This window comes from Aneurinibacillus uraniidurans (assembly GCF_028471905.1).
Taxonomy (GTDB): domain Bacteria; phylum Bacillota; class Bacilli; order Aneurinibacillales; family Aneurinibacillaceae; genus Aneurinibacillus; species Aneurinibacillus uraniidurans.
This window is the reverse complement of the sequence record NZ_CP116902.1, coordinates 3,665,505-3,685,000: the sequence shown is the minus strand read 5'-3', so window position 1 is coordinate 3,685,000 and position 19,496 is coordinate 3,665,505. Positions and strand designations below refer to the sequence as shown.

34 protein-coding genes and 8 tRNA genes (1 of these 42 only partly in view) are annotated in these 19,496 nt (G+C 44.7%); 38 read left to right on the top strand and 4 right to left on the bottom strand.

Translation table 11 applies throughout. The features are described from left to right. From PO771_RS18590 to PO771_RS18535, 12 genes are all read left to right on the top strand, one after another. Positions 1-41, top strand: a tRNA-Glu gene (locus PO771_RS18590); it begins 36 nt to the left of the window's first position. A gap of 4 nt (positions 42-45) precedes the next feature. Beyond that, a tRNA-Val gene (locus PO771_RS18585) sits at positions 46-121 on the top strand. Positions 122-124: 3 nt separating this feature from the next. Continuing rightward, positions 125-197, top strand: a tRNA-Thr gene (locus tag PO771_RS18580). A 47-nt stretch (positions 198-244) separates the two neighbouring features. Next, positions 245-320, top strand: a tRNA-Lys gene (locus PO771_RS18575). 23 nt (positions 321-343) lie between these two features. After that, positions 344-419 (top strand) — tRNA-Gly (locus tag PO771_RS18570). A 9-nt stretch (positions 420-428) separates the two neighbouring features. After that, a tRNA-Leu gene (locus tag PO771_RS18565) sits at positions 429-517 on the top strand. A 20-nt stretch (positions 518-537) separates the two neighbouring features. Continuing rightward, positions 538-614 (top strand) — tRNA-Arg (locus PO771_RS18560). Between the two features lie 4 nt (positions 615-618). Then, positions 619-692: transfer RNA gene (locus tag PO771_RS18555), tRNA-Ile, on the top strand. A gap of 195 nt (positions 693-887) precedes the next feature. Next, complete coding sequence (locus PO771_RS18550; RefSeq protein ID WP_272561096.1) at positions 888-1,322, top strand: small multi-drug export protein; 435 nt, start codon at positions 888-890, stop codon at positions 1,320-1,322. A 155-nt stretch (positions 1,323-1,477) separates the two neighbouring features. Next, entirely contained in the window at positions 1,478-2,374 is an 897-nt protein-coding gene (locus PO771_RS18545) for a helix-turn-helix domain-containing protein (protein WP_272561095.1), read from the top strand. Positions 2,375-2,517: 143 nt separating this feature from the next. Then, positions 2,518-3,357 carry an SPFH domain-containing protein gene (locus PO771_RS18540; protein WP_272561094.1) on the top strand — a complete coding sequence of 280 codons (840 nt, stop codon included), beginning with the start codon at positions 2,518-2,520 and terminating at the stop codon, positions 3,355-3,357. A 3-nt stretch (positions 3,358-3,360) separates the two neighbouring features. Further along, positions 3,361-3,552 (top strand): type II toxin-antitoxin system antitoxin, encoded by a 192-nt coding sequence (locus PO771_RS18535; RefSeq protein WP_272561093.1) that lies wholly within the window; start codon positions 3,361-3,363, stop codon positions 3,550-3,552. Here PO771_RS18535 and kapB read toward each other — a convergent pair whose 3' ends face one another. Continuing rightward, positions 3,553-3,945, bottom strand: a complete 393-nt coding sequence (gene kapB, locus PO771_RS18530; RefSeq protein ID WP_272561092.1) for a kinase-associated lipoprotein KapB — start codon at positions 3,943-3,945, stop codon at positions 3,553-3,555. 158 nt (positions 3,946-4,103) lie between these two features. Here kapB and PO771_RS18525 point away from each other — a divergent pair, with 158 nt between their 5' ends. From PO771_RS18525 to PO771_RS18515, 3 genes are read left to right on the top strand one after another with little or no spacing between them, the layout of a single operon-like run. Further along, a complete protein-coding gene (locus PO771_RS18525; RefSeq protein WP_272561090.1) occupies positions 4,104-4,520 on the top strand; it encodes a bacteriohemerythrin in 417 nt (138 codons plus the stop codon). Positions 4,521-4,543: 23 nt separating this feature from the next. Next, positions 4,544-4,963 carry a bacteriohemerythrin gene (locus tag PO771_RS18520; RefSeq protein WP_272561089.1) on the top strand — a complete coding sequence of 140 codons (420 nt, stop codon included), beginning with the start codon at positions 4,544-4,546 and terminating at the stop codon, positions 4,961-4,963. A 27-nt stretch (positions 4,964-4,990) separates the two neighbouring features. Further along, positions 4,991-6,037: an HD-GYP domain-containing protein gene (locus PO771_RS18515; RefSeq protein WP_272561088.1), complete on the top strand. Its 1,047-nt coding sequence runs from the start codon at positions 4,991-4,993 to the stop codon at positions 6,035-6,037. A 51-nt stretch (positions 6,038-6,088) separates the two neighbouring features. Here the strand turns inward: PO771_RS18515 and PO771_RS18510 are convergent, their stop codons facing one another. Together PO771_RS18510 and PO771_RS18505 are read right to left on the bottom strand one after the other, a co-directional pair. Next, complete coding sequence (locus PO771_RS18510) at positions 6,089-6,241, bottom strand: hypothetical protein (RefSeq protein ID WP_272561087.1); 153 nt, start codon at positions 6,239-6,241, stop codon at positions 6,089-6,091. Between the two features lie 22 nt (positions 6,242-6,263). Beyond that, positions 6,264-6,611, bottom strand: coding sequence for a hypothetical protein (locus PO771_RS18505; RefSeq protein WP_272561086.1), 348 nt, complete (start codon positions 6,609-6,611; stop codon positions 6,264-6,266). Between the two features lie 355 nt (positions 6,612-6,966). Between PO771_RS18505 and PO771_RS18500 the strand changes: the two genes are divergently transcribed. After that, positions 6,967-8,310 carry a globin-coupled sensor protein gene (locus PO771_RS18500; protein ID WP_272561084.1) on the top strand — a complete coding sequence of 448 codons (1,344 nt, stop codon included), beginning with the start codon at positions 6,967-6,969 and terminating at the stop codon, positions 8,308-8,310. Positions 8,311-8,371: 61 nt separating this feature from the next. Here PO771_RS18500 and PO771_RS18495 read toward each other — a convergent pair whose 3' ends face one another. Beyond that, positions 8,372-8,530, bottom strand: a complete 159-nt coding sequence (locus PO771_RS18495; RefSeq protein ID WP_272561083.1) for a hypothetical protein — start codon at positions 8,528-8,530, stop codon at positions 8,372-8,374. 345 nt (positions 8,531-8,875) lie between these two features. Here PO771_RS18495 and rpsJ point away from each other — a divergent pair, with 345 nt between their 5' ends. The 22 genes from rpsJ (at position 8,876) to secY (ending at position 19,463) form a co-directional block, all read left to right on the top strand. Beyond that, positions 8,876-9,184, top strand: a complete 309-nt coding sequence (gene rpsJ, locus PO771_RS18490; protein WP_040305031.1) for a 30S ribosomal protein S10 — start codon at positions 8,876-8,878, stop codon at positions 9,182-9,184. Positions 9,185-9,242: 58 nt separating this feature from the next. After that, entirely contained in the window at positions 9,243-9,875 is a 633-nt protein-coding gene (rplC, locus tag PO771_RS18485; protein ID WP_272561082.1) for a 50S ribosomal protein L3, read from the top strand. 20 nt (positions 9,876-9,895) lie between these two features. Further along, complete coding sequence (gene rplD / locus PO771_RS18480; RefSeq protein ID WP_272561081.1) at positions 9,896-10,519, top strand: 50S ribosomal protein L4; 624 nt, start codon at positions 9,896-9,898, stop codon at positions 10,517-10,519. Continuing rightward, a complete protein-coding gene (gene rplW, locus PO771_RS18475) occupies positions 10,519-10,809 on the top strand; it encodes a 50S ribosomal protein L23 (protein WP_096463180.1) in 291 nt (96 codons plus the stop codon). Before rplD ends, rplW begins: the two co-directional genes overlap by 1 nt. A 32-nt stretch (positions 10,810-10,841) precedes the next feature. Next, a complete protein-coding gene (rplB, locus tag PO771_RS18470) occupies positions 10,842-11,672 on the top strand; it encodes a 50S ribosomal protein L2 (protein ID WP_272561080.1) in 831 nt (276 codons plus the stop codon). 57 nt (positions 11,673-11,729) lie between these two features. Next, complete coding sequence (gene rpsS / locus PO771_RS18465) at positions 11,730-12,008, top strand: 30S ribosomal protein S19 (RefSeq protein ID WP_096463178.1); 279 nt, start codon at positions 11,730-11,732, stop codon at positions 12,006-12,008. 37 nt (positions 12,009-12,045) lie between these two features. Next, positions 12,046-12,378 (top strand): 50S ribosomal protein L22, encoded by a 333-nt coding sequence (gene rplV / locus PO771_RS18460; protein WP_272561079.1) that lies wholly within the window; start codon positions 12,046-12,048, stop codon positions 12,376-12,378. A 13-nt stretch (positions 12,379-12,391) separates the two neighbouring features. Beyond that, the gene (rpsC, locus tag PO771_RS18455) at positions 12,392-13,054 is read left to right on the top strand and encodes a 30S ribosomal protein S3 (RefSeq protein ID WP_272561078.1); all 663 of its coding nucleotides are present in this window, start codon (positions 12,392-12,394) and stop codon (positions 13,052-13,054) included. Positions 13,055-13,056: 2 nt separating this feature from the next. Next, entirely contained in the window at positions 13,057-13,491 is a 435-nt protein-coding gene (rplP, locus tag PO771_RS18450; protein ID WP_272561077.1) for a 50S ribosomal protein L16, read from the top strand. Then, positions 13,481-13,678 (top strand): 50S ribosomal protein L29, encoded by a 198-nt coding sequence (gene rpmC, locus PO771_RS18445; protein WP_272561075.1) that lies wholly within the window; start codon positions 13,481-13,483, stop codon positions 13,676-13,678. The genes rplP and rpmC overlap by 11 nt, the downstream gene beginning before the upstream one ends. Before the next feature lie 25 nt (positions 13,679-13,703). Next, on the top strand, positions 13,704-13,970 hold the full coding sequence (gene rpsQ / locus PO771_RS18440) for a 30S ribosomal protein S17 (protein WP_272561074.1): 267 nt from the start codon (positions 13,704-13,706) through the stop codon (positions 13,968-13,970). Between the two features lie 44 nt (positions 13,971-14,014). Beyond that, the gene (gene rplN / locus PO771_RS18435; RefSeq protein WP_272561073.1) at positions 14,015-14,383 is read left to right on the top strand and encodes a 50S ribosomal protein L14; all 369 of its coding nucleotides are present in this window, start codon (positions 14,015-14,017) and stop codon (positions 14,381-14,383) included. 63 nt (positions 14,384-14,446) lie between these two features. Then, positions 14,447-14,755, top strand: a complete 309-nt coding sequence (gene rplX, locus PO771_RS18430) for a 50S ribosomal protein L24 (protein WP_096467575.1) — start codon at positions 14,447-14,449, stop codon at positions 14,753-14,755. A gap of 28 nt (positions 14,756-14,783) precedes the next feature. Then, a complete protein-coding gene (gene rplE, locus PO771_RS18425) occupies positions 14,784-15,326 on the top strand; it encodes a 50S ribosomal protein L5 (protein WP_272561072.1) in 543 nt (180 codons plus the stop codon). Positions 15,327-15,358: 32 nt separating this feature from the next. Beyond that, the gene (locus tag PO771_RS18420; RefSeq protein WP_272561071.1) at positions 15,359-15,544 is read left to right on the top strand and encodes a type Z 30S ribosomal protein S14; all 186 of its coding nucleotides are present in this window, start codon (positions 15,359-15,361) and stop codon (positions 15,542-15,544) included. Between the two features lie 29 nt (positions 15,545-15,573). Beyond that, positions 15,574-15,972 (top strand): 30S ribosomal protein S8, encoded by a 399-nt coding sequence (gene rpsH / locus PO771_RS18415; RefSeq protein ID WP_272561070.1) that lies wholly within the window; start codon positions 15,574-15,576, stop codon positions 15,970-15,972. Positions 15,973-16,002: 30 nt separating this feature from the next. Beyond that, positions 16,003-16,542: a 50S ribosomal protein L6 gene (gene rplF, locus PO771_RS18410; protein WP_272561068.1), complete on the top strand. Its 540-nt coding sequence runs from the start codon at positions 16,003-16,005 to the stop codon at positions 16,540-16,542. A 36-nt stretch (positions 16,543-16,578) separates the two neighbouring features. Next, positions 16,579-16,947: a 50S ribosomal protein L18 gene (gene rplR, locus PO771_RS18405; protein ID WP_272561067.1), complete on the top strand. Its 369-nt coding sequence runs from the start codon at positions 16,579-16,581 to the stop codon at positions 16,945-16,947. A gap of 38 nt (positions 16,948-16,985) precedes the next feature. Further along, positions 16,986-17,483: a 30S ribosomal protein S5 gene (gene rpsE, locus PO771_RS18400; RefSeq protein ID WP_096463166.1), complete on the top strand. Its 498-nt coding sequence runs from the start codon at positions 16,986-16,988 to the stop codon at positions 17,481-17,483. Positions 17,484-17,497: 14 nt separating this feature from the next. Further along, positions 17,498-17,683, top strand: a complete 186-nt coding sequence (gene rpmD / locus PO771_RS18395; protein ID WP_096463165.1) for a 50S ribosomal protein L30 — start codon at positions 17,498-17,500, stop codon at positions 17,681-17,683. Positions 17,684-17,715: 32 nt separating this feature from the next. Then, a complete protein-coding gene (gene rplO, locus PO771_RS18390; RefSeq protein WP_272561065.1) occupies positions 17,716-18,156 on the top strand; it encodes a 50S ribosomal protein L15 in 441 nt (146 codons plus the stop codon). Further along, complete coding sequence (gene secY, locus PO771_RS18385; RefSeq protein ID WP_272561064.1) at positions 18,156-19,463, top strand: preprotein translocase subunit SecY; 1,308 nt, start codon at positions 18,156-18,158, stop codon at positions 19,461-19,463. Before rplO ends, secY begins: the two co-directional genes overlap by 1 nt. The last annotated feature ends 33 nt before the right edge of the window (positions 19,464-19,496 follow it).

Here is a 19,496-nt window from a genome sequence, read left to right as displayed (position 1 = left end):
CACGCATGCATTCAGGGGTTCGAATCCCCTACGGGTCACCATAATGGAGGATTAGCTCAGCTGGGAGAGCATCTGCCTTACAAGCAGAGGGTCGGCGGTTCGATCCCGTCATCCTCCACCATATGCCGGTGTAGCTCAACTGGTAGAGCACCTGACTTGTAATCAGGGGGTTGAGGGTTCAAGTCCTTTCGCCGGCATCTTTACTTATTTTTATGTTATGGCAGCATCCATGTATATTCAGCAAGAGCCATTAGCTCAGTTGGTAGAGCACCTGACTTTTAATCAGGGTGTCACTGGTTCGAGTCCAGTATGGCTCACCATTTTTACTATACAAAGATCAAGTGCGGACATAGCTCAGTTGGTAGAGCACGACCTTGCCAAGGTCGGGGTCGCGAGTTCGAGTCTCGTTGTCCGCTCCATTTTTATTTGCCGGGGTGGCGGAACTGGCAGACGCACAGGACTTAAAATCCTGCGGTAGGTGACTACCGTACCGGTTCGATTCCGGTCCTCGGCACCAGTTTTATATACAATCATGATGTGCCCGTAGCTCAATCGGATAGAGTGTCTGACTACGAATCAGAAGGTTGGGAGTTCGAGTCTCTCCGGGCACGCCATATCGGGCCTATAGCTCAGTTGGTTAGAGCGCACGCCTGATAAGCGTGAGGTCGGCTGTTCGAGTCAGCCTAGGCCCATCATTAAAATATGTATGTACGTAAACACTCACTTCTAAAGAAATGAGTGTTTTTTGTCGTATGAGAAAAAGTTCAGAAAAAACTCAGCGATCATTCATTTATACAACCTATAAAATAAGTAGTTTGATAAAAAATGAAACCTTGTTGCAGAAATAAACGTACATAAATATTGAAAAAATGTAACGGGGTGGAAAGATGGGCGAGTTGTTGAAGTACGTTTCGGTTTTTGGAGCTAGCGTACTAGAGTTATCGGCGGGTATTCCGCTTGGATTTATCATGCATATCAATCCAGTCATCACATGTGTGTTGAGTGCTGCTGGCTCGATCATGAGCGCAGTTATTATTATTTTTCTAGGGAAATCATTGCGTAGCTGGCTTATAAAAAGAATGGAACGAAAAAGTAAGAAGCAAGGCCGTATGGCGCGCATTTGGCACAAGTACGGCATTATTGGGCTGGGGCTAGCCTCTCCGATCCTGACAGGTGCGCCGTTCGGAGCGGCAATTGGCGTGTCATTTGGAGCTAATCCACGAAAACTTATACTTTGGATGACGATTGGTATTATCTTCTGGAGCATCATACTCACTGGTTTATTGGCTATGGGGATGCTTAGCATGACTTCTTTTAGTTAAGACGGTAAGAGAAATGAAAATGAAGTAGAAGGAAAAAGCGATGGCTTTTTCCTTTTTTTATCGTATAAGAAAAATAGTTTAGCAAAAAAAATCAAATATGAAGCGAATGACAGTGCTATGATTTACGCATAAAGGATGAAAAAGGAAGAGTGAGCATGCTTTATGATGAATACGTTTCGAGAATTAAACAGGGAATCGCATATATTGAAGATCATTTAAAGGAGGATATCTCGCTAGATCAAGTGGCCAGACAGTCTGCTTTTTCCACATATTATTTTCATCGACTTTTTCAATCTATCGTTGGAATCAATGTTGCTGATTATGTACGAAAAAGAAGACTAACAGCGGCCGCTTACGAACTTATTAGCACCGAGAGAAGGATTCTTGATATTGCGCTTGACTATCGATTTTTGACGCAGGAATCGTTCACACGTGCATTCAAAAAAATGTTCTATATGACGCCAGGGCGGTATCGTACATACTCCCTGCAGGTAATGGATCATTCAGGAGGAGAGGTTCGGATGGAAAATACGTTGTTGCCTGAAGGATGGATGATTAGTGGAAGTCACCCATCAGAATATGAAACAGGTATTGATTATCAAAACGTGCATCAGGGCAGAGCATCAGGATATATCAAAGCAGGGCGGAAAGAAGCGGATGGTTTTGTTACGATGATGCAGATGTTTAGAGCTGATAAATACAAAGGGAAGCGGCTTCGCCTGTCCGGTTTTATTAAGACAGAAAGTACAGCGTACGCAGGCTTATGGATGCGGATTGACGGGAAATATGATGACATTTTGGCATTCGATAATATGAGTAATCGTCCGATAAAAGGGACGACAAACTGGAATCAATATTCGGTTGTTTTGGATGTATCACAGGATAGTGTAGCGATCGCGTTTGGTTTTTTGTTGAGTGGAACAGGAATAATGTGGGTGGATAGTTTGCGATTTGATGTTGTCGATGAGAAAGTGCCAACGACAAATATTGAGGATATTGATGAAATGCCGGATGAGCCAATTAATTTGAATTTTGAGGGCCAGACATTATAGCAACAGACAAGTATCGAGACATCAAGGTGAAATTATATCGTAAAGGAGTAAGTAGCATGTTAACACCTTGAAATAAAATACAAATATGATATCATAATGATATCAAAAAGATATCAAATGTGTATAAGAAGGAGGCAGCGAGTATGAAGGAGAAGCAGGTAGCTGCAATCAATGGTTTTATTGGGATATTATTATTGCTACTAATGGGGTTGGGCGGTGCTTATTTACTGGTGCTCACGGAGAATCCACTTGGTCTACTTTTGCTTATTGGTGCGATTCTTCTTGCAAGCGGCATCGTGATTGTACAGCCAAACCAGGCAAAGGCAATTATTTTCTTTGGACGCTATTTAGGTACCATTTCAAGTAATGGAATATGGTTGACAGTACCACTCGCAGTACGTCGTTCTGTGTCGCTCAAAGTGCGTAATTTTAACAGTGCACGCTTGAAAGTAAATGATGTGGAAGGGAATCCGATTGAAATTGCAGCCGTTGTGGTATTTAAAGTGGTAGACTCGGCCAAAGCGCTGTTTGATGTTGATCATTACGAGACATTCGTTGAAATTCAAAGTGAGACCGCTCTTCGTTATGTAGCAAGTCGTTATCCGTATGACCATGCGCACGGAGAAGGATACAGTCTGCGTGGGAACGGTGAAGAAATTGCGGAAGAACTCGTGCGTGAGTTACAGTCTCGGCTCACAATAGCAGGAGTTGAAGTAATGGAAGCAAGACTGACACACTTAGCGTATGCAACAGAGATTGCAAGCGCGATGCTGCAGCGCCAGCAGGCTAGTGCCATCGTCTCTGCCCGCCAGCAGATTGTGGAGGGGGCAGTTGGCATGGTACAATTAGCAATTGCTCAGCTCGAACAGGATGGTTTTGTGCTTGATGAAGAGCGCAAGGCAGCGATGATTAACAATCTCCTGGTTGCTATTGTGTCTGAACGTTCTGCCCAGCCTGTTATTAATTCTGGTTCTCTCTACTAAGCAATGGCGGAGAAAAAACGATTTCTTCTTCGGCTCGATCCGAAATTGTATGAGGCACTGGAGAGCTGGGCAGCCGATGAATTCAGAAGTGTAAACACACACATTGAGTTTTTGCTGCGGGAAGCCGTACGCAAATCAGGCCGCCTGTCTGCAAAAAAAGCAGAAGAACGGCCTGATGAAGAAGAGATGGAATAGTTATAGGGTACGGTATTCATTTTGAAGAGCATGGAGTTCAGAAAGAGAGCGTTGTGCCCATTCGGAGTCATCCTGTTGCAGCTTTTGGATTTCGCTATCCAGTGCTGCTAGGAGAGATTCCTTATAGTCTGGCACATCACCGATATATAGACGAACCGAAGCAAGTGGAGCGGATGCCTTCTCTTGATATGAGAGCGCCCGGCGTTGGTGGAAGAGCGGCACATCTGTGGCAAACGGATGGTGCAGATCTCCCTGCGCCGGGTGTTTTTGTACGGCCAGAATTTTGACGACAGCTACACGTGGCGGATAAAGCTCGATGATTTCTCCGATATACTCACCTGATTTATAGGAAGCTGTAACAAGTGTACCGGGTGTAAGGGTTAGATCAGACATGTAAGCACTCTCCTTTTTTCTTATTATCATAGCATGCTCATTCCATTCAGGATAAAAAGTTTAAATATTCAAAATAATATGTGATTATTTTCTCATAATTTAGTATAATGGTAGTAAAATTAAGGGAAAAAGCTCCATCATAAGAAGGAGGAAGCAGAGTGGACATTCAATGGAGTTCCGATCTAGAAACAGGTATTGGCATTGTTGATGACCAGCATCGTGAATTGTTCGAGCGAATTATCCAGTTTTTTCGGGTAGCCGATCAGAATGATACGACGCTTACGCTACAGACAGTGGATTATCTGGCTGAGTATGTAATTGAGCATTTTAGTGCCGAAGAGGGCATTATGATTAAAGACTCATATCCAGGTTTTTCCTCACATCGAGATGAGCATTCCAAATTCATTAAGAATGTATATCGGATAAAGCGTAAAATCGCAGCAGATGGTGTTACACCTGAACTTGTAGCCACGCTGAAAACTGATCTGGTGGACTGGCTGGTTAATCACATTAAGATTCGGGATAAGCACCTGGCTACGATTCATCAGAAAGAAGTATCCCGCTATAAATGGTGATCACTGTATGAGGGGGAGAAGGAATGAGTGAAGAAATTACAAAAGTAGAATTTACAGATGACCTATACACTGGAATTGAATTTGTAGATGCCCAACATCATCAACTGATTGATCGCATCAATATGTTCCTAGACGCTATTCAACAGAATGATGAGGAATTTATTGAAGATACCGTTGGCTATGTGTTGCAGTATACATTGTTCCATTTTAAAAGCGAAGAAAATGTTATGATGCGTTCTTTATATGAAGAGTTTGAATTGCACCGTGACCAGCATTCGCTTTTTATTAAGAAGATGTTTGCGCTAAAAATACAGATTGAAGAGAACGGGATCACAGAGGCGCTTGTACAGACATTAAAAAACGAACTGCTGGAATGGTTGATTACTCATATTCAGGTACAGGACAAAAAACTGGCTTCTATTGAGATGGAAGCCCATCTGTAATTTCTATAGAGAAAGGCAGGGAGCCGTATGGATCGGGTTCCAGTTCGTGAACTTCGTCCGGGCATGGTGGTCAAGGAAGATGTGACTTGTCCGCGGACGCACATGGTGCTTGTAAAAGCAGGAGTAACGCTGAATGAGGCGGTAATTTCATCACTTGAGAAGCGCTCGATTTTATCTGTTGCTATCAATGATCGGTATACGTTAATGCTGAACCCGATAGACTCTTTAAAACAGAAGCTTTTACAGATGAGTGAAGAAAGGTTGGCGCTCTATGCTCCGAATGATCGGGGAGCGAATCTGAGTGACCAGGTGTATGATGTGGCTGCATGTGTGCGCCCGATGATGCATCAAGTGCTGAATAATGAGGATTTACTTTCGCTTTTAATGGAACTTCGCGTACTTGATAATGACTCCTTCTACAACCACATCATCAATTCTGGTGTGCTTTCCATGCTTGTTGGTGGATTGATGAATCTGTCTGATGAAGAAGTGTACTGTATTGGAATGGGTGCATTTTTGCATGATGTGGGGCTGCGGGAGATGCCGTTTTTAATTACTGGCAAGGAATTGAGCAGCTATGAGAAAGCACAGTTTGCTGAACATTCACGATATGGCTATTACATTCTGAGAGAAATGGGGATGCCAAGCTCGGTAGCAGATATGGTGTTGAATCATCACGAGCGTTGGGATGGAAGTGGCTATCCATCCGGAAAGAAGAAGGACGAAATTCCGCTATCTAGCCGAATTGTAGCGGTAGTGGAGGAATACGACACACTTGTAAATATGAATGGAAAGTTGCCACGTGAAGCGCTTGGAATTCTCATGGAAGGAAAGAACAAGTGCTTTGATGGAAAGGTAGTGGATGTATTTTGTAAGCACATTGCTGTATACCCGCTTGGCTCGCTTGTTGCTCTTTCTACAGGGGAGACAGGTGTGGTGATTAATGTCCGGAAAAACAGCGGTGTGACGCCAATTGTAAAAGTATATTTTAACCGTGTGAATCGCCCGATGAAGCAGCCAAAGATTGTGGACCTAGCTGAAGAAAAAGAAGTTCATATCAAAAAAATCTTGTAACGATACACTACCTGACAGCAAATGCCCCTGTCAGGTAGTGTTTTTTGAATCTTATTCATCGTGATTCATGTCATCCTGGTGGCGTCGATCATTCACATCCTGCTGAATTTGCTGGGCATGGAAACTTCCAGCTTTCACTTGATTTAAGTCCTTTACGACATTTTGCAGGTTTTTATCAACGCCGGGGTTATGATTTTTGGTCATCAGGTGTATCCTCCGTTCTACTTTAGTGTGGATGGGTAGTCGGATGGAGCGTCTGTGCACACTCGTGAATGTGCCGGATATAGCTCTCTGATAAATCTTCAATATCTGCGCTCGGCCGTGAAATAGCATAGCCGTTTTCTTGCATCTCGATTAGACGAACTTGTACTTCGCGCGGATCAACGTAGCGGCATTCATAGTCGAATGAATAATTTGAGTGTCCGGCTGTATGAACATGAATCAGAAGAGACTGTGGATTACGTGTATCGGCTGTTACTTCCACCCGGTCTGTCGGATGGAAAGTAGAGGAGATTGTTTGTTGCCACGCCTGTACAAGCTGCTCCTGACTAATGGGTAACTGAGTGGGTTCCATGTGCTAACACCTCCGCTTTCTTCTGTTAGCCTGTGAAGGATGAGATCGTTTTATACCAGCTGTTGAACAAGAATAAATTTGGGAAGGAGCTGCTGCCATGTTTTTTGCACGGATTTCTCCTGATTTTGTACAGAAGCAGGTTCAGCCATTTCGGGGAAATGATCTGGAGTCGACACAGCGATTGAATTGATGGGGAGGGTGGATTATCTGCCCCCGATGTATCATACATCATTATACAATTTTCACCTTATAAAGCATTATTTAACCATCATTTTGTGCAATATTATGGTAAAATATGATTATTATTACCTCTTTATGAGAAAAGGCGATATACATAGAGAAGGGGAGACTAAAGGTGGGGAAAAGAAATATGCATAGTGAGACAAAAGAACAGATGCTTGATGACTACAATGAACTTGTAAAGAGCGGACGGCCTAATGTGTTTCAACATATGACTGAAACAGAGCTTGAAAAGCGCAAAGAATTTCTCAACCTTACACCCAAGCGCTTAAAATTATTGGCCGAAAGCAAGGGGTTCGTGGAAGATGTAGCGGACGAATTAGTTGAGATTTTTTATGATAAGTTGATGAATACAGATGAACTGAAAGGTATTATTCAAGAGCATTCAACAGTAGAACGGCTTGGTAAGACGTTTAAGATGTACTGCGGTACCCTTGCAACGGATCAGATTGATATGGAATATGTAAACTATCGCATGAAGATTGGTAACGTACACAACAGGGTGCGGCTTCTGCCGAGTTGGTATATTGCTGCGAATCAACTGATCATGGAATTTTTCATTCGCAAAATTATGGAGAAATACGCAACGCGTGATCTTGAGCGTGGTATTGAGTTGGTAACAGCCATCTCAGCTCTTATAAATCTGGATACACAGATTATTATGGAGTCGTACATCGCTATCTACATTAAAGACCGCATGCGCGTACAGGAAGAAATCAAGCAGGTACAGCATAAATTGGTTGGATCTGGTGAGATGCTAGCAGCGACGGCGGAGCAGACGAGTTCTTCTGCTAGTGAGATGTTTTATGCAACAGAGAAAGTCTATAACGATGCTCAAAATATAGAGGAAAGCTCAGAAAATATTATGAAGCATGCAACCGCTGGCGAACACATTATTGATCAGACGTTCGATACGATGGAGCAGATCGAGAGCTTCTTTGAATCGGTTCAGCAGAAGATTGCCAAGCTGAGCGATAGCTCCAATCAGATTGAATCCATTATCGAGTTTATCCAGAAGATTTCCAAGATGACTAACATCCTCGCACTTAACGCAGCGATTGAAGCATCACGGGCCGGAGGAGAACATGGACGCAGCTTCATGGTTGTCGCAAATGAGGTCAAAAAACTTGCTGATGATACAAGTAAAGCACTCACCAAAATTTCCGACCTTGTGCAGATTTCACAGGCGGATGTACAAGATGTTGTCAATTCCTTGCAGGGTACCACAAGCCTAGTAGAAGCGGGAACCAGTCATGCTTCTGAGGCGAGATCAAGCTTCCAGGGGATTTTGAAGGCGATTTCAGCGTCGCTAACCAGTATCAAACAAGTAACGAGCGACATTAAAAATCTGGAGATGGTGTCAGAGGAAATGCGTGATGCGGCGAGTAATGTAGCGCAAATGGCAGGGGAACTGGCTGAATTAAGCCGTGAAATCAATCGTCGGATCAATCAGGCATAAAGCTATAGTAAAGAAGGAATGAAAAAGAGAAAGGGGACCTGTACCCTTTCTCTTTTTCATTTTAGTTGTTTGTAATGCCGGTATCCTTGTGATTAACCTCATCCTGTTCAATTTTATCAGCTACATGAACCATAGCAGGTGTTTTTTCTATTTCATTAATAAGTGTATGAACATCCTGGATTTCTTGTTTCTTCTTATTCTTCTGTGCCATGGTAATCATATCCCTTCGTCTTTACTAAGATGTACATGCTTAACGTATGTAGATTAGATGTTTTTATACTGAAGCTGGTCAAATCTTACATAAAAAAAGTTGAAATACTCACCTTGCAATTTTTAAAGGGATAGGATAAAATGTTCAAGGTCTGGGTTATTGAATAAAAAAATAATCTAGATGTAGAAAAAACTTGCATTCACTAGGCGTTTTTGATATACTTTGAATGTTGGTTTGTAGACGCGATGACGCGGGAGGTTGCTGACACACCAGGCTCCGATGCCATGGCCGGTTGTCGGGTTTTTTCGCTGAGAATGTCTATTTATCAAAATAGGCGACAAAGGAGGGACTACAATGGCAAAGCAAAAAATTCGTATCCGCTTGAAAGCATACGATCACAGAATTCTTGATCAGTCCGCAGAAAAGATTGTTGATACTGCAAAGCGCTCAGGTGCAGAAGTTTCTGGCCCGATTCCGCTTCCGACAGAACGCAACGTCTTCACGATTCTTCGTGCGGTACACAAATATAAGGATTCCCGTGAGCAATTCGAAATGCGCACACACAAGCGTCTGATCGATATTGTGAACCCAACACCGCAAACAGTTGATTCGCTTATGCGTCTTGACCTGCCATCAGGTGTTGACATTGAAATCAAGCTGTAAGCTGAATGCAATGAACGAAAACATATATTAATTGATTACTTAATAGGAGGTGGCTATCATGACCAAAGGAATCTTAGGTAAAAAGGTTGGAATGACTCAAGTTTTCACTCCAGAAGGCATTGTTATTCCGGTAACTGTTATCGAAGCGGGTCCGTGTGTTGTTCTTCAGAAGAAAGATGCAACAACTGACGGATACGAAGCGATTCAAATCGGCTTTGCTGACAAGAAAGCAGTTCGTACAAACAAACCGGAACAAGGCCATGCAGCGAAAGCTAACACAACGCCTAAGCGCTTCGTTCGTGAACTTCGTAATGTAGACCTCGGTCAATACGAAGTAGGTCAAGAGATTAAAGCTGATATTTTTGCAGAGGGAGACATCGTTGACGTAACCGGTACTTCAAAAGGTAAAGGTTTCGCTGGTGCGATCAAACGTCACGGTCAATCTCGCGGACCGATGGCTCACGGTTCCCGTTACCATCGTCGTCCAGGTTCAATGGGTTCAATCGCTGCTAACCGCGTACTGAAAGGTAAAGCATTGCCAGGTCGTATGGGTGGCGAGCAGATCACAATCCAGAACCTTGAGATCGTTTCAATTGATACAGAACGTAACCTGCTGTTAGTAAAAGGCGCAATTCCGGGCCCGAAAAACAGCTTCGTAACTGTAAAAAACGCTGTAAAAGGTAGCAACTAATTAAGAAAGGAGGACTCGCAATGCCTAAAGTAACACTTTTCAACCAAACTGGCGCTCAAGTAGGCGAAGTCGAACTGAATGATACAGTATTCGGAATCGAGCCGAACGAAGCGGTACTTGCTGATTATGTAATCATGCAGCAGGCTTCCCTTCGCGCTGGTACACACGCTGTGAAAAACCGCTCCGCTGTTCGCGGTGGTGGACGTAAACCGTGGAAACAAAAAGGAACAGGACGCGCTCGTCAGGGTAGTATCCGTTCTCCACAATGGGTTGGCGGTGGTGTAGTATTCGGACCGACTCCGCGTAGCTACTCTTACAAGCTCCCGAAAAAAGTTCGTCGTTTGGCGATCAAATCTGCACTGTCTTCTAAAGTGCAAAGCGATGAAGTTATTGTTCTTGACGCTCTGAACTTCGATGCACCGAAAACAAAAGAAATGGTTCAAGTGCTTGGAAGTCTGAACGCTTCGAAAAAAGTTCTTGTTGTAACAGGCGACTACAACGACAACGTTGCATTGTCTGCTCGCAACATTCCTGGTGTAAAATTTGTTTCTGCTAGCGGGATCAACGTTCTTGATGTACTGCATCATGACAAAATGATCATCACGCAAGATGCAGTGGCAAAAGTTGAGGAGGTGCTTGCATAATGAAAGATCCTCGTGATATTATCAAGCGCCCGGTCATTACCGAACGTACTGCTGACATGATGTCTAGCAACAAATACGTATTTGAAGTTGATTTACGTGCAAACAAAACAGAAATCAAAGATGCTGTTCAACGCATCTTCGACGTGAAAGTTCTGAACGTAAACACATTGCGTGTTAAAGGTAAACCGAAGCGCGTAGGTAAATATTTAGGTAAACGTTCTGATTGGAAAAAAGCAATCGTTCAATTAAGCGAAGATAGCAAAGCTCTCGAATTCTTCGAAGGCATTTAATATCTAAAGACAGAGCGAAGGAGGGAAAACAAATGGCAATTAAAAAGTACAAACCGACTTCTCCTGCTCGTCGTCAGATGACAGTATCCACTTTCGAAGAGATCACTACTTCGAAGCCGGAAAAATCCTTGCTTGCTCCGAAAAGCAAAAACGCTGGTCGTAACAACCAGGGTAAAATTACTGTTCGTCATCATGGTGGCGGTCATAAGCAGAAGTACCGTATCATTGACTTCAAACGTAACAAAGACGGTATCCCAGGTCGTGTAGCAACAATCGAATACGATCCGAACCGTTCAGCTAATATTGCTCTTATCAACTATGCAGATGGTGAGAAACGTTACATCTTGGCTCCGCAAGGACTTCAAGTTGGCACGATTATCGAATCTGGCGTAGATGCAGATATCAAAGTGGGTAACGCACTGCCGCTCGAAAAGATCCCGGTAGGTACAACAATCCACAACATCGAACTGAAAGCAGGCAAAGGTGGACAGCTGGTTCGTTCTGCTGGTACATCAGCTCAATTGCTCGGTCGCGATGGCGATTACGCAATCGTACGCCTCACTTCTGGTGAAACTCGTATGATTCGTAAAGAGTGCCGCGCTACAATCGGTGGCGTAGGTAATGGAGATCATGAACTGATCAACATCGGTAAAGCAGGTCGCTCTCGCTGGTTAGGCAAGCGTCCAACGGTTCGCGGTTCCGTAATGAACCCGAATGATCACCCGCACGGTGGTGGTGAAGGTCGCGCTCCGATCGGTCGTAGTGGTCCACTCACTCCTTGGGGTAAACCGACGCTTGGTGCGAAAACTCGCAAGAAAAACAAGCACTCTAGCAAGTATATTGTTCGTAGCCGCAAAAAATAATGGCATAACGGTGCGGTCATTTGAAACCGCACTTCTATCACGAAGGGAGGTTCGTTCATGGGACGCAGCTTAAAAAAAGGACCTTTTGTAGATGACCACCTCATGAAAAAGGTCGAAGAGCATAACGCGAAAGAAGACAAAAAAGTTATTAAAACTTGGTCTCGTCGCTCCACAATCTTCCCAGATTTCATCGGTCACACATTTGCAGTGTACGATGGTCGCAAGCATGTACCTGTATATGTAACCGAAGATATGGTCGGACATAAACTTGGAGAATTTGCTCCAACTCGTACCTTCAAAGGTCACGTAGATACTGACAAGAAGACGAGACGGTAATACTCGGATTTCAAGTTAAGAGAGGAGGTCACTCACTATGGAAGCAAAAGCGGTAGCTCGTTATATCCGTATTGCACCTCGTAAAGTTCGTCTCGTTGTAGACCTGATCCGAGGTAAGCAAGTAGGTGAGGCTCTTGCAATCCTGAAGCACACTCCGAAAGCTGGTTCTCCAGTAATCGAGAAAGTGTTGCTCTCTGCTGTTGCGAATGCTGAGCACAACATGAACTTAGATGCGAACGAATTAGTCGTAAGCAAAGTATTTGTAGATGAAGGCCCGACGCTGAAACGTTTCCGCCCGCGCGCAATGGGTCGCGCAAGCCGAATCAACAAGCGTACTAGCCACATTACGGTTGTAGTATCTGAAAAATAAGGAGGGATAGCGAGTGGGTCAGAAAGTTAGCCCGATTGGACTTCGTGTAGGCGTTATTCGTGACTGGGAATCCAAATGGTTCGCAGATAAAGACTATGCTACTCTTCTTCACGAAGACTTGAAAGTCCGTCAATTCGTTAAAGACCAGCTGAAAGACGCTTCCGTTTCTACAGTAGAAATCGAGCGCGCAGCTAACCGTGTAAATGTTACAATTCACACTGCTAAGCCAGGCATGGTAATCGGTAAAGGCGGTAGCGAAGTTGAAAAACTGCGCAAAGCACTGTCTAGCCTGACAAGCAAGAAAGTTCACATCAACATCAATGAAATCAAAAACCCGGATATGGATGCAAACCTCGTAGCGCAGAGCATCGCTCGTCAGCTCGAAAACCGCATTTCTTTCCGTCGTGCACAAAAGCAGTCTCTGCAACGCACAATGCGTGCTGGTGCACAAGGTATTAAAACAATGGTAAGCGGCCGTCTTGGTGGCGCGGATATCGCTCGTTCTGAAGGATACAGCGAAGGTACAGTTCCACTTCACACACTGCGTGCTGACATTGATTACGGTACTGCTGAAGCTGATACTACGTACGGAAAAATCGGCGTGAAAGTATGGATCTACCGTGGAGAAGTTCTTCCTCAGGCGAAGAAAAGAACTGAAGAGGAAGGAGGCAAATAATCATGTTGATTCCTAAGCGCGTAAAACACCGCAAACAACACCGCGGAAAAATGAGAGGTCAAGCCAAAGGCGGCACTCAAGTAGCTTTCGGTGAATACGGCCTGCAAGCTCTGGAAGCCTCCTGGATCACAAACCGTCAAATCGAATCTGCGCGTATTGCGATGACTCGTTACATCAAACGTGGCGGTAAAGTATGGATTAAAATTTTCCCGGACAAACCAATTACTCAAAAGCCTCTCGAAGTCCGCATGGGTTCCGGTAAAGGTTCTGTTGAGAAATGGGTAGCAATCGTTAAACCGGGTAAGATTATGTTTGAGCTGGCTGGTGTTCCGGAAGAAACGGCACGCGAAGCAATGCGTCTGGCTATGCACAAACTTCCGGTTAAATGTAAGTTTGTAAAACGGGAAGAAGTGGGTGGTGACGCAAATGAAAGCTAATGAAATTCGCAACTTAACCACTGCCGAAATCGAACAGAAAGTTTCTTCTATGAAGGAAGAGCTTTTCAACCTCCGTTTTCAATTAGCGACAGGTCAATTAGATAACACTGCACAAATTGGCCAGGTTCGTAAGGCTATCGCGCGTGCAAAAACCGTTCTTCGTGAACGTGAATTAGGCATTGGCTAATTAAATCAGGAGGGAGGCATACCACATGGCAGTAGAACGCAACGCACGTAAAGCTGTTCTTGGTAAAGTTGTTTCCGACAAAATGGATAAAACCATTGTTGTTCTTGTTGAAACATACAAAACGCACCCGCTTTACGGAAAGCGCGTGAAATACTCCAAGAAGTTCAAAGCTCATGATGAGCAGAACACAGCGAAAATCGGTGATCTTGTAAAAATCATGGAAACTCGCCCGCTGTCTAAAGACAAGCGCTGGAGACTCGTTGAAGTGGTTGAGAAAGCCGTTATTATCTAATATTTGAACGAACGTTTAGTTACATCTGAAGGGAGGGACTCTCCGTGATCCAAACTCAAACTCGTTTACGTGTAGCCGACAACTCCGGTGCGAAAGAACTTATGTGTATTAAAGTTCTCGGTGGCTCTGGCCGCAAATTCGCTAACATCGGTGACATTATTGTTTGCTCGGTAAAACAAGCAACACCAGGTGGCGTTGTTAAGAAAGGCGACGTAGTTAAAGCGGTAATCGTACGGACGAAAACTGGTGCTCGTCGTAAAGACGGCTCTTATATCCGCTTTGATGAAAACGCAGCTGTAATCGTCCGCGAAGACAAAGGCCCGCGCGGAACTCGTATCTTCGGACCAGTTGCCCGGGAACTTCGTGATAAAGACTTCATGAAGATCGTATCTCTGGCTCCTGAAGTACTGTAATTCCTGAAAAAAAGGCATTAAGTTGAATGACAAGGAGGTGCCGTCATGTCCGAACGCATTAAACTGCACGTGAAAACTGGTGATAACGTTGTTGTTATCAGCGGTAAAGATAAAGGCAAAAAAGGACGCGTTCTCGCTGCTTACCCGAAAACAGGCCGTGTGCTTGTTGAAGGTGTGAACATGGTGAAGAAACACACTCGTCCAAACCCGAACAATCCGCAAGGTGGCATCGTTACACAGGAAGCAGCAATTCACTCTTCCAACGTAATGATCGCAGATCCGAAAACAGGTGAACCGACTCGTATTGGTCACAAGATTGTAGACGGAAAGAAAGTTCGTATCGCGAAAAAATCTGGCGAAGTTATCGAATAGTAGTCAGGTCGGAAAGGAGGTCATTTGAATGGCTGCAAGAATGTTTGAAACATACAAAGAAAAAATCATGCCGGCGATGATGCAAAAATTCGGTTATAAATCCGTAATGCAGGCGCCTAAGCTTGATAAAATTGTTATCAATATGGGTCTCGGTGAGGCTGTTGCCAATCCGAAAATCCTCGACAGTGCGGTTCGTGAACTCGAAATAATCGCAGGTCAAAAACCGGTTGTCACTCGTGCGAAAAAATCAATCGCAGGCTTCCGTCTTCGTGAAGGTATGCCAATTGGTTGCAAAGTGACACTGCGCGGTGAGCGTATGTATCACTTCTTAGATAAACTGTTCAACATTTCTCTCCCGCGTGTTCGTGACTTCCGCGGTATCTCGTCGAAAGCTTTCGATGGTCGCGGTAACTACACACTCGGTCTGAAAGAACAGCTTCTCTTCCCGGAAATTGAGTACGATAAAGTTGATGCCATCCGTGGTATGGACATTGTTATCGTAACAACAGCAAATACGGACGAAGAAGCCCGTGAACTGTTAACACAACTCGGCGCTCCTTTCGTCAAGTAATCTCCGATTTTATTTGATAAGGAGGGAAACACGTGGCTAAAAAATCCATGATCGTGAAGCAGCAGCGTACGCCGAAGTTTAAAGTGCAAGCTTATACTCGTTGCGAACGTTGCGGACGTCCGCATTCAGTGTATCGCAAATTTAAACTTTGCCGGATTTGTATTCGCGACTTAGCATACCAGGGTCAACTACCTGGAGTTAAAAAAGCAAGCTGGTAATCCCTGAGAACGGGAAGGAGGTTAAACATATGGTAATGACAGATCCAATTGCAGATATGCTTACACGTATTCGCAATGCCAATATGGTGCGTCATGAGAAATTGGAAGTGCCTGCTTCCAAAATCAAGCGCGACATCGCCAACATTCTGAAAGAAGAAGGCTTTGTACGTGACGTTGAATATGTGGAAGATAACAAGCAAGGCATCCTCCGTATTTTCCTGAAGTACGGTACGGGCAATGAGCGCGTAATTAACGGTCTGAAACGCATCAGCAAACCAGGCCTGCGTGTATACGCAAAAAATACTGAGATTCCACGCGTTCTGGGCGGACTTGGAATCGCGATTATCTCTACATCTAAAGGTGTTATGACTGATAAACAAGCTCGTCAACAGCAAGCTGGCGGCGAAGTATTAGCATACGTTTGGTAATACATTCGACAACGAACGGAGGTGTAACGAATGTCCCGTATTGGTAAAAAACCGGTTGTAATCCCAGCCGGCGTTGAAGTGACTCTTGATGGATTAAACCTGACAGTTAAAGGACCGAAAGGAACTTTGACTCGTGCACTTCATAGCGAAGTAATCGTAAAAATCGAAGGCAGCGAAATTAACGTTGAGCGTCCTTCTGATAACAAACTGCACCGTGCTCTGCATGGTACAACTCGTAGCGTCATCGCCAACATGGTAGAAGGTGTAACGAACGGATTCTCTAAAACACTTGAACTCGTTGGTGTAGGTTACCGTGCAGCGAAAAGCGGCTCGAACCTGACTCTGAACGTGGGTTACTCTCATCCGGTTGAAATCACTCCGGAAGCAGGCATCGAATTCGAAGTGCCGGCTCAAACACAAATCATTGTCAAAGGTATCGACAAAGAGCGTGTAGGCCAAATCGCTTCTGAAATCCGTGCTGTCCGCAGACCAGAGCCTTACAAAGGTAAAGGTATTCGCTACCAAGGTGAGCGCGTACGTCGTAAAGAAGGTAAAACTGGTAAGAAGTAATCGCTAAGGCGATTGTAAGGAAAGGAGTGAAAGTACGTGATTACGAAACAGGATAAAAACAAAAGCCGCAAGAAAAGACATCTGCGTGTTCGTAAGAAAGTAACTGGCACAGCTCAAATGCCGCGCCTGAACGTATATCGTTCTTCGAACCACATCTACGCTCAACTGATTGATGACGTAGCAGGTGTAACACTCGCTGCTGCTTCTACTGTTGATCCGGAACTGAAAGGCCAACTCGGTCACGGCGGTAACCAGGAGTCTGCTGCAAAAGTCGGCGAACTCGTGGCAAAACGTGCGATCGAAAAAGGCGTAAAAGAAGTTGTATTTGACCGCGGTGGATATCTCTACCATGGACGTGTTAAAGCTCTTGCAGATGCTGCTCGTGAAGCTGGCCTGCAATTCTAATTATCTGATCGAAAATCCTTATATAAGGAGGGAACTTCATGCGTATTGACGCTTCCAACCTGGAGCTCGAAGAGAAAGTTGTTGCCATTAACCGCGTAGCAAAAGTTGTTAAAGGTGGCCGTCGCTTCAGCTTCAGCGCTCTAGTAGTCGTTGGCGATAAGAACGGACACGTTGGCACAGGTATGGGTAAAGCTCAAGAGGTGCCGGATGCAATCCGTAAAGCCATCGAAGATGCAAAGAAAAACCTGATTAAAGTTCCGCTCGTAGGAACTACACTCCCACACGAAGTACACGGACGTTTTGGCGCAGGTCGCGTATTTATGAAACCTGCTTCAGAAGGTACTGGAGTTATCGCTGGTGGCCCGGTTCGTGCGGTGCTCGAACTTGCTGGTGTAGGCGATGTACTGAGTAAATCTCTGGGATCTAACAACCCGATCAACATGGTAAATGCAACACTTGAAGGCTTAAGCCGCCTGAAAACTGTTGATCAAGTTGCAAAGCTTCGCGGTAAGACTGCGGAAGAGCTTTTAGGTTAGGAGGAACTTAACTCATGGCGAAACTGCAAATTACTCTTAAACGCAGCCTGATTGGTCGCACAGAAAACCAAAAAGCTACTGTAGCTGCTCTTGGTCTTCGCAAAATCCATCAAACAGTTGTTAAAGAAGACAACGCTGCAATGCGCGGTATGGTGGAAAAAGTAAAACATATGGTTGAAGTTAAAGAAATCGAAGCGTAATATATATTTTGCGATACAGAGGAGGTGCAACGATGAAGTTACACGAAATTCAACCTGCTGAAGGTTCCCGTAAAACGCGCAATCGCGTAGGTCGCGGTATTGGTTCCGGTAACGGCAAAACTGCTGGTCGCGGTCACAAAGGTCAGAACTCCCGTTCAGGCGGTGGTGTTCGTCCTGGTTTCGAGGGTGGTCAAAACCCGCTGTACCGTCGTTTGCCAAAACGTGGCTTCACAAATCCGAACCGCAAAGAGTTCGCGATTGTGGGTCTGGAGCAGCTGAACAAGTTCACTGCTGATACGGTTGTTACACCTGAAGCTCTGCTTGAAGCAGGCATCATCAAAAACGTCCGTGATGGCGTTAAGATTTTAGGGAACGGAGAATTAAACGTTAAGCTGACGGTTCAAGCCCAGAAGTTCTCTCAATCTGCAGTTGAAAAGATTGAGGCTCTCGGCGGAAAAACCGAGGTGATCTAATGTTCTCCACTGTTGCCAATATATTCAAGATTGCCGACTTGCGTCGAAAGGTGATTTTTACCCTTTTGATGCTTGTCGTCTTTCGGATTGGCAGCTTTGTTCCGGTACCTAATATTAATGTATCGGTACTTGAGCAACTGTCGCAGCAGAACAATGTGTTTGGGTTTCTGAATACATTCTCTGGTGGTGCATTGTCCCATTTCTCCATCTTCGCGATGGGGATTATGCCATACATCACCGCCTCTATTATCATGCAGCTTTTATCTATGGATGTCATACCGACATTCACGCAGTGGTCGAAAGAGGGAGACATTGGTCGGCGCAAAATTGCCCAGTTCACTCGGTATGGAACAATTGTTCTCGGGTTGATCCAGGCAACCGGGCTATCAATCGGGTTTAACCGAATGATGCCAGGGCTTGTTAAAGATCCTTCTTTCACAACATATGCGTTAATCGCAATTGTACTGACTGCGGGTACAGCATTCCTGATGTGGCTCGGTGAACAAATTACCGAGAAGGGCATCGGAAACGGGATTTCGATCATTATCTTTGCGGGGATCGTCGCTGCGATTCCGAATGGAGCTAAACAGCTCTATGCGACCGAGTTTATGGGTGCGTCTGATCAGATGTTCTTAAACATCGTGAAAGTCATCGGAATTGTACTGGCGATTATCTTGATCATTATGGCTGTTGTGTATGTTCAGCAGGGCATCCGCAAGATACCCGTGCAGTACGCAAAGCGTGTGGTTGGTCGCAAGATGTATGGGGGTCAATCGACTCACATCCCGTTAAAAGTAAACAGTGCCGGGGTTATTCCTGTAATCTTCGCTCTGTCTTTAGTTATTTTTCCGCCAACGATTGCTCAATTCTGGGCGGGGAATCCGGTGGCAAACTGGGTGATCCAGACGTTTAACATCCAGACAATGGGCACAAGTAATTGGATTGGCATCGTGCTGTATGTGCTGCTTATTCTTGGATTCACGTACTTCTACGTGTTCGTTCAGGTTAATCCGACACAGATGGCTGACAACATGAAAAAGAACGGCGGATATATCCCGGGAATACGTCCAGGAGATGAGACAGCCCAGTATATTACTCGAACATTAAACCGAATTACGTTGGCAGGCGCGGTATTTTTGGCCGTGATCTCGATTTTGCCGATGGTATTCTCCACAGTAAGTGGACTTCCGGCTAGCATTCGGGTCGGAGGAACAACCATCTTGATTGTGATCGGGGTTGCACTCGATACGATGAAGCAAATCGAAACTCAGCTTGTAAAACGGCATTACAAAGGTTTTATTAAGTAGAAGTAGTACTAAAGAAGGCTGTTCATTAACTGA

What these genes read in the sequence shown, in the direction of transcription:
- rpsJ (WP_040305031.1), top strand. Translation starts at nt 8,876, where the DNA reads ATGGCAAAGCAAAAAATTCGTATCCGCTTGAAAGCATACGATCACAGA.
- secY (WP_272561064.1), top strand. Translation starts at nt 18,156, where the DNA reads ATGTTCTCCACTGTTGCCAATATATTCAAGATTGCCGACTTGCGTCGA.
- rplW (WP_096463180.1), top strand. Translation starts at nt 10,519, where the DNA reads ATGAAAGATCCTCGTGATATTATCAAGCGCCCGGTCATTACCGAACGT.
- rplE (WP_272561072.1), top strand. Translation starts at nt 14,784, where the DNA reads ATGGCTGCAAGAATGTTTGAAACATACAAAGAAAAAATCATGCCGGCG.
- rpsS (WP_096463178.1), top strand. Translation starts at nt 11,730, where the DNA reads ATGGGACGCAGCTTAAAAAAAGGACCTTTTGTAGATGACCACCTCATG.
- rpmC (WP_272561075.1), top strand. Translation starts at nt 13,481, where the DNA reads ATGAAAGCTAATGAAATTCGCAACTTAACCACTGCCGAAATCGAACAG.
- PO771_RS18550 (WP_272561096.1), top strand. Translation starts at nt 888, where the DNA reads ATGGGCGAGTTGTTGAAGTACGTTTCGGTTTTTGGAGCTAGCGTACTA.
- rplO (WP_272561065.1), top strand. Translation starts at nt 17,716, where the DNA reads ATGAAGTTACACGAAATTCAACCTGCTGAAGGTTCCCGTAAAACGCGC.
- rplF (WP_272561068.1), top strand. Translation starts at nt 16,003, where the DNA reads ATGTCCCGTATTGGTAAAAAACCGGTTGTAATCCCAGCCGGCGTTGAA.
- PO771_RS18495 (WP_272561083.1), bottom strand. Translation starts at nt 8,530, where the DNA reads ATGATTACCATGGCACAGAAGAATAAGAAGAAACAAGAAATCCAGGAT.
- PO771_RS18505 (WP_272561086.1), bottom strand. Translation starts at nt 6,611, where the DNA reads ATGGAACCCACTCAGTTACCCATTAGTCAGGAGCAGCTTGTACAGGCG.
- rpsH (WP_272561070.1), top strand. Translation starts at nt 15,574, where the DNA reads ATGGTAATGACAGATCCAATTGCAGATATGCTTACACGTATTCGCAAT.
- PO771_RS18540 (WP_272561094.1), top strand. Translation starts at nt 2,518, where the DNA reads ATGAAGGAGAAGCAGGTAGCTGCAATCAATGGTTTTATTGGGATATTA.
- rplC (WP_272561082.1), top strand. Translation starts at nt 9,243, where the DNA reads ATGACCAAAGGAATCTTAGGTAAAAAGGTTGGAATGACTCAAGTTTTC.
- rpsQ (WP_272561074.1), top strand. Translation starts at nt 13,704, where the DNA reads ATGGCAGTAGAACGCAACGCACGTAAAGCTGTTCTTGGTAAAGTTGTT.
- PO771_RS18520 (WP_272561089.1), top strand. Translation starts at nt 4,544, where the DNA reads ATGAGTGAAGAAATTACAAAAGTAGAATTTACAGATGACCTATACACT.
- PO771_RS18535 (WP_272561093.1), top strand. Translation starts at nt 3,361, where the DNA reads ATGGCGGAGAAAAAACGATTTCTTCTTCGGCTCGATCCGAAATTGTAT.
- PO771_RS18545 (WP_272561095.1), top strand. Translation starts at nt 1,478, where the DNA reads ATGCTTTATGATGAATACGTTTCGAGAATTAAACAGGGAATCGCATAT.
- rplB (WP_272561080.1), top strand. Translation starts at nt 10,842, where the DNA reads ATGGCAATTAAAAAGTACAAACCGACTTCTCCTGCTCGTCGTCAGATG.
- PO771_RS18510 (WP_272561087.1), bottom strand. Translation starts at nt 6,241, where the DNA reads ATGACCAAAAATCATAACCCCGGCGTTGATAAAAACCTGCAAAATGTC.
- rplD (WP_272561081.1), top strand. Translation starts at nt 9,896, where the DNA reads ATGCCTAAAGTAACACTTTTCAACCAAACTGGCGCTCAAGTAGGCGAA.
- rplP (WP_272561077.1), top strand. Translation starts at nt 13,057, where the DNA reads ATGTTGATTCCTAAGCGCGTAAAACACCGCAAACAACACCGCGGAAAA.
- kapB (WP_272561092.1), bottom strand. Translation starts at nt 3,945, where the DNA reads ATGTCTGATCTAACCCTTACACCCGGTACACTTGTTACAGCTTCCTAT.
- rpsE (WP_096463166.1), top strand. Translation starts at nt 16,986, where the DNA reads ATGCGTATTGACGCTTCCAACCTGGAGCTCGAAGAGAAAGTTGTTGCC.
- rplV (WP_272561079.1), top strand. Translation starts at nt 12,046, where the DNA reads ATGGAAGCAAAAGCGGTAGCTCGTTATATCCGTATTGCACCTCGTAAA.
- rpmD (WP_096463165.1), top strand. Translation starts at nt 17,498, where the DNA reads ATGGCGAAACTGCAAATTACTCTTAAACGCAGCCTGATTGGTCGCACA.
- PO771_RS18515 (WP_272561088.1), top strand. Translation starts at nt 4,991, where the DNA reads ATGGATCGGGTTCCAGTTCGTGAACTTCGTCCGGGCATGGTGGTCAAG.